This is a genomic window from Mucilaginibacter sp., assembly GCF_039935595.1.
Taxonomy (GTDB): Bacteria; Bacteroidota; Bacteroidia; order Sphingobacteriales; family Sphingobacteriaceae; genus Mucilaginibacter.
In genome coordinates, this window is record NZ_JBDTJZ010000024.1 from 1 (window position 1) to 5336 (window position 5336).

Sequence of the window (5336 nt, forward strand, 5' to 3'; positions counted from 1 at the left end):
CGCTTGTTCAAAGCACCTCACCCAATAAATTGTACACCATTAAACAGGGCGATACACTATATAATATATCCAAACGTTTTGGTTTGACTATTGATGAACTTAAAGCGTTGAACAACATGGCCGATAATACTATTAAGTTGGGGCAGCAAATCATTATAGCCAAATAAGTTAAATTGTGTTAAACAGGATGACAGGGCGCAGGCAATGGTTTAATTTTAGCGTGATGAGAAAAACGGGGTTGTTATTTCTTCTTTCCGTATTAGCGCTGCGCGGATTTTGCCAGGAAAAATCAGTGGCGGGTATTGTGTTTGATGATGGCAGTAAAGATCGCATTGCCAAAGTAAACGTAGTTAACCTAACCAACGGAAAATCGGTATATAATAACTTAAACGGCGTTTACACCATTGATGCCGAACCCGGCGATGCACTGGTGTTTAGGAAGCCTGATTATTACACCGATACCATTGTGGTACAAAATTATGTACCCCTGGCCATATATATGCGCCGTGTAAGCATACAATTGCCCCAGGTAGACATACGCGACTCGGCACTTACGCCGCAGAAGCGGCTGGTTAAAGCCAAAAGCGAAAACAGCAGGGCCTATGGGTCATTGGCTAATCGCGATCTGATAACATCGCCATCAGGAGGGATGCCGGGGCTGGGTATTGATGCCTTGTATAATATTTTTAGCCGGGAAGGTAAAGATGCCACCAAGTTGCGCGCAATGATTGCCAGCGATTACAGGCAGGATGTAATTGATTTCAGGTTTAACCGCCAACTGGCCGAAAAGGTTACCGGCTTAAAAGATAAGCAGCTTACCGACTTTATGCAGAAGTACCGCCCGGGCTATTACTTTGTGATAAAGGCTAACGAATTTGAGTTCATATCTTCTATAAGGGCTAATTTAAGGCGTTATTTACGCAACCCAAAAGCGTATTCATTACAACCGCTTTCTTCTTCAAATTAAGGCTTCTATCAATCGGGCAAAATCATAACTTTGTGGTCTTAAAAATTTGAAGCGTAAAAGATATGTTTGAAAATCTTTCGGATAAGCTCGACAGGGCATTCAAGGTTCTAAAAGGACAAGGCAGCATTACAGAGATAAACGTGGCCGAGACCATGAAGGAAATACGTAAAGCCCTTTTGGATGCCGACGTTAACTATAAAACCGCCAAAGCCTTTACTGATGATGTAAAGCAAAAAGCCATAGGTGCAAATGTGTTAACCAGCATTTCGCCGGGGCAGTTGCTTACCAAGATCATGAACGATGAGCTTACCCAGCTAATGGGTGGCAGCACCGTTGATGTTGATCTGTCAACCTCGCCTACCATCATTTTAATTGCGGGTTTGAACGGTGCGGGTAAAACCACTTTTACCGGCAAGCTGGCCAACTTCCTTAAAACGCAGAAAAACAAAAAGCCATTATTGGTGGCCGATGATATTTACCGCCCCGCAGCTATTGACCAGTTGCAGGTTTTGGGCGACCAGATAGGCGTACCTGTTTACACCAACCGCGAATCAAAAGACGCGGTGGCTATAGCGTTGGAGGGTATTGCCCACGCCAAGCAAAACGGTAATAATGTAGTAATTATTGATACTGCTGGTCGCTTATCTATTGATGAGGCCATGATGGTGGAGATAGAAAAGGTAAAAGCCGCCACCAAACCACACGAAATTTTATTTGTAGTGGATGCCATGACCGGCCAGGATGCCGTAAATACCGCCAAAGTATTTAATGACCGTTTGAATTTTACCGGCGTAGTATTAACCAAACTGGATGGCGATACCCGTGGCGGTGCCGCGCTTTCTATTAAATCGGTAGTAAATAAGCCTATTAAGTTTATTGGTACCGGCGAGAAGATGGAAGCGCTGGATGTTTTCCACCCGGACAGGATGGCCTCGCGTATTTTGGGTATGGGCGATGTGGTATCGTTAGTGGAGCGCGCGCAACAGCAGTTTGACGAAAAAGAAGCCGCCGAGCTGCAAAAGAAGATCCGCAAAAACAAGTTCGACTTTAATGATTTTTACGGCCAGATACAGCAGATCAAAAAAATGGGTAACATGAAGGATCTGATGGGTATGATACCGGGCGTAGGTAAAATGATGAAGGATGTTGAAGTGAGCGATGATGCCTTTAAAGCCATAGAGGCCATTATCCAATCCATGACGCCACATGAAAAGGAGAACCCCGACAGCATTAACCAAAGCCGCCGCACCCGTATTGCTAAGGGGTCAGGTACCGATTTGCAGGAAGTTAACCGCTTAATTAAGCAGTTTGAAGATATGCGTAAGGTAATGAAGCAAATGAGCAACCCTGCTGCCATGGCCAATATGATGAGGCGCATGCCGAAGATGTAATATAATTTCCAATTGTCATTTCGAGCGATAGCGAGAAATCTATACACATGCTATAGTCAGCTTCATAGATTTCTCGCTATCGCTCGAAATGACAAAAAATTTTATTTATGCGAAACACCCTTTTATACTCCTTTGTATTTTTACTGGTTGCTTCCGCAAAAGCCCAATCACCTAACACGGCAATTGACGTGCAGCACTACACTTTTGCTATCCAACTTAACGATGCTAATAATAGCATCAGCGGCCAAACCACCATTGCTGTTAAGTTTTTAAAAGACATTAATTCCTTTCCAATCGACCTCATAAAGAAGAATAGCACGGGCAAAGGTATGCTGGTTTCTTCGGTTATAGAAAACGGCAAAAACATTTCTTTTTCGCAAAGCGACGAAACGCTAACCTTATCAGCGGCAGCGAAAACCAATAGCGAACATAGTTACACCATTACTTACTCGGGCGTACCGGCTGATGGCTTGATCATATCCACCAATAAGTTTGGGCATCGCACCTTTTTTGGCGACAACTGGCCCAACCGCGCACATAACTGGCTGCCCTGCGTAGATAATCCCGCCGATAAAGCCGCGGTTGATTTTATAGTTACCGCCCCTGCTCATTACCAAGTGATAGGCAACGGGATAAAAACAGAAGAAGAAACGTTGCCTAAAGATCAAAAACTTACCCATTGGCATGAAATCGCCCTGCTACCCACCAAGGTAATGGTAATTGGCGCTGCTGACTTTGCTATTGATCAGTCCGGCGATATAAATAACATTCCGGTATATACCTATGTATTCCCCGAAAACAAAGTCGAGGGTTTTAAAAGCTATGCTGTTGCGGCTAAAATATTGCCTTTTTTCATCAATAAAATTGGCCCGTACGCCTATAAGAAGCTGGCCAACGTACAATCAAAAACCATATTTGGCGGTATGGAAAATGCCGGCGCTATTTTTTATGCCGAAAACTCGGTAGGCAGCCAGGGTATTGAGGAGTTAATGGCGCACGAAATTGCCCACCAATGGTTTGGCGACGCCGTGAGCGAAAAAAGCTTTGCGCACCTTTGGTTAAGCGAGGGCTTTGCCACCTTTATGGCCAACTATTACCTGGAAAACAAGTATGGAGCCGATAGCTTGAAGAAGCGCTTATCCGCGCAGCGGGAAAAAGTTATTGGGTTTGAAAAGGGGCGACTTACACCGGTAGTTGATACCCTGGTTAAAGCCGATTATATGCAGCTGCTAAACGCCAACAGCTACGAAAAAGGCGGCTGGGTGCTGCACATGCTGCGCCGTAAATTGGGCGACGATGTTTTTTGGAAAGGCATACGCGCCTACTTTGCCAAATACAATGGCAGCAATGCCAATACCAATGATTTTAAAAATGTAATGGCACAAGCGTCGGGGCAAAATTTGGATGTGTTTTTTAAGCAATGGCTATTTACTGCCGGGCACCCGCAATTGGCCATTTCACATCAATATGATAGCGCTAAAAAGACATTAACTCTGCGTATTGATCAACAGCAAAACAACCTGTACAATGTTGATCTGGAATATAGGATTGACGGGAAACTGCATACCATACCTATCAGCAAAAAAATTACAACCATTCAAATTACGGTTCAAAACCCGACATCGCTGGTTGTTGATCCTGATGTTAATTTACTGGCAAGTTTTTTGATCTTGTAAACCGGAGCTTAGCGAACCATAAAATAATTGATCAGCAGGGCCGCCGAAATGATCAGCAAGCCGCCAAACTCGCGCGCTTGCTCTATATAGGGCTTATCGGCTTTCATGCCTTGCACCAGGCTGGGTGTTTTATATTTTACTATCCAGTCCCACACACCATCCTTATTAAAAAATAAAAACACCGCGTATATCATATAAAAACCTATTAGTACGAGGTAGGCGGTAGGGTAATATAAATTAACCACTACCAGGCCGCAGCAAATAGCGGCGCTCATGTATATCGGCACCCAAAGCCAGGCATCAATATCGTCCAGATTAAGGTAGGCAAATACCAGGAACGACAAAAAAAATATAACGTTTAATACGATCAGTAACATAGGGGTAGTTTTTGACCTTACTTTTTTTCAATCTAAATAAGTTAAAAAAAACGATAACTGCAAAGCCTTAACCATTATAGCATCATTAAAACTTACTGTATGCCCGCTGTTTTTTAGCCGCGAAGTAATCTATCAACATCACAAAAACAACGATCATCAAGCCACCAAACTCGCGGGTTTGTTCAATATAGGGTTTATCGGCATGCATTTGGCCCACAATATTGGCCTCGTGGTATTTGGTTATCCAGTCCAGCACGCCATCGGCACAAAAAAAGTAATAACTGGCGTACAGCGTACACCCAATAATGATCAACAAATAAAACTTAGGATAAAACTTGCTTTTAAAAGCAATAGCCGCGCAGCAAAAAGTAGGCGCAAGGTATAAAGGCACCCAAATGTAAGGGTCAATATCATTCAGGTTCAGGTAGGCAAAACCGGTGAATGACAAAAGAAAAATATATTAAATACTAATAGTACAGGGCGACGTTTTAACATGATGGTTTGGTTTAAAAATGGTAAACTAATATCTTAAAAAATATGGTAACTGCAAAATGGCAATGCTAAACATAACTTAATAAATAGAAATGCCGCATTCAATTATAAATGCGGCATTTCTATTAAGAGACTAAGTCTTAAAAGAGACTGTTTCTACCGTGTTAGCGGCATATTTTTATCTTCTATTTAGGCCGCTGCCCTTATACTGTGGAGTCGCAGTCATGCTAAATACTGCCTTGTCCTTATCTGCATCCAACAACAAAAATTGCGGGTTTTGAGCGGTATAAGGTTTCCAGGTACTTTCCAGTTTACCATTAGGGTTGCCTGACTTAGCAAAATTGGTCCAGAAGTCAACCATTTTCTTACTTAATTCTTCGTCGCCGGCTGTAAACGGGCGCCAGCTGTGGCGTAGCGAGTGGAAAATGTACCA

Annotated in this window: 6 protein-coding genes; 3 read left to right on the top strand and 3 right to left on the bottom strand. The window is 43.1% G+C overall.

The features are described from left to right. The first annotated feature begins 223 nt into the window (after nucleotides 1-223). From ABI367_RS01370 to ABI367_RS01380, 3 genes are all read left to right on the top strand, one after another. Entirely contained in the window at nucleotides 224-967 is a 744-nt protein-coding gene (locus ABI367_RS01370; protein WP_462230516.1) for a hypothetical protein, read from the top strand. A gap of 62 nt (nucleotides 968-1029) precedes the next feature. After that, a complete protein-coding gene (ffh, locus tag ABI367_RS01375; RefSeq protein WP_462230518.1) occupies nucleotides 1030-2358 on the top strand; it encodes a signal recognition particle protein in 1329 nt (442 codons plus the stop codon). Nucleotides 2359-2465: 107 nt separating this feature from the next. Beyond that, the gene (locus ABI367_RS01380) at nucleotides 2466-4034 is read left to right on the top strand and encodes a M1 family metallopeptidase (RefSeq protein WP_462230520.1); all 1569 of its coding nucleotides are present in this window, start codon (nucleotides 2466-2468) and stop codon (nucleotides 4032-4034) included. A gap of 8 nt (nucleotides 4035-4042) precedes the next feature. On the opposite strand, the gene ABI367_RS01385 is transcribed toward ABI367_RS01380, so the two are convergent. The 3 genes from ABI367_RS01385 to ABI367_RS01395 form a co-directional block, all read right to left on the bottom strand. After that, nucleotides 4043-4411 (bottom strand): transmembrane 220 family protein, encoded by a 369-nt coding sequence (locus tag ABI367_RS01385; RefSeq protein WP_462230522.1) that lies wholly within the window; start codon nucleotides 4409-4411, stop codon nucleotides 4043-4045. 85 nt (nucleotides 4412-4496) lie between these two features. After that, nucleotides 4497-4859: a transmembrane 220 family protein gene (locus ABI367_RS01390; RefSeq protein WP_462230524.1), complete on the bottom strand. Its 363-nt coding sequence runs from the start codon at nucleotides 4857-4859 to the stop codon at nucleotides 4497-4499. A 222-nt stretch (nucleotides 4860-5081) separates the two neighbouring features. Then, nucleotides 5082-5336, bottom strand: a 255-nt coding sequence (locus ABI367_RS01395; RefSeq protein WP_462230526.1) for a carboxylesterase family protein, incomplete at its 5' end; no start/stop codon positions are given.